This is a genomic window from Streptomyces sp. WAC06614, assembly GCF_003949795.1.
Classification (GTDB): domain Bacteria; phylum Actinomycetota; class Actinomycetes; order Streptomycetales; family Streptomycetaceae; genus Streptomyces.
The window spans coordinates 1-688 of the sequence record NZ_RPRY01000770.1 but is presented as its reverse complement, the minus strand read 5'-3'; the positions used below and the strand labels follow the sequence as shown (position 1 = coordinate 688).

The 688-nt window shown below is 66.0% G+C and carries 1 tRNA gene and 1 pseudogene; one reads left to right on the top strand and one right to left on the bottom strand.

What is annotated here, in order from left to right:
- A pseudogene (locus EF918_RS36420) lies at window positions 1-78 on the top strand (non-canonical purine NTP pyrophosphatase); the annotation flags it as partial.
- 44 nt (window positions 79-122) lie between these two features.
- On the opposite strand, the gene EF918_RS36415 reads toward EF918_RS36420, so the two are convergent.
- Window positions 123-205 (bottom strand) — tRNA-Leu (locus tag EF918_RS36415).
- Window positions 206-688: the final 483 nt, after the last annotated feature.

Genomic DNA, 688 nt, shown 5'->3' with positions numbered 1-688 from the left:
GCGGAGAAGAACGCCATCAGCCACCGCGGCAAGGCCTTCCGGGAGCTGGTACCGGTGGTGCGGGAGCTGCTGGGGTGACTTATGAAAACGCCCCCTGCCTTCATTTCGAAGGTGGGGGGCAGTGCGGCCGGTGGGATTCGAACCCACACGGGCGTTAACCCACTGGGACCTAAACCCAGCATGACTGCCATTCCATCACGGCCGCTCACAATCGGTCATGACGCCTGACCGGCGACCTCAGTGTACGGGGGAACGGCTCACCCCGTGAGGGCCGTCCTTCCCTTCTGGCGGCACCACGTATCTGTCAGTGCATGGCAGTTGGGACACAGGTATCGCAGGTTCCCCCGGCGGTTGTCACGCCAGTCTCCGTTGACGTGGTCGATCTGCAAGGTGATGGGCCGCCCCAGCCACTCCCCGGTGTTGCCGCAGCCCTCGCATGCGTAGGTCACTCCGAGTTCGTCCAGGGCTCGGTGGAGCTGGACCCTGTTGGTGCGTCCCGCGTGGTCGGGCAGAACGACCAGCACGCGTGAAGCGAGGGGGGCAGGTGCGGGCCGCTCGGGCCGCCCCCAGCTCCGCCTCTTGAAATGGCTTGTGTCGAGGCCGAGGCGGGCTGCCGCGCGTCGGACGCGCCGATGATTGGTGTCGGTCACGTCCATCCCGAGCCCACGAGACTAGCTGCATCTCGTAT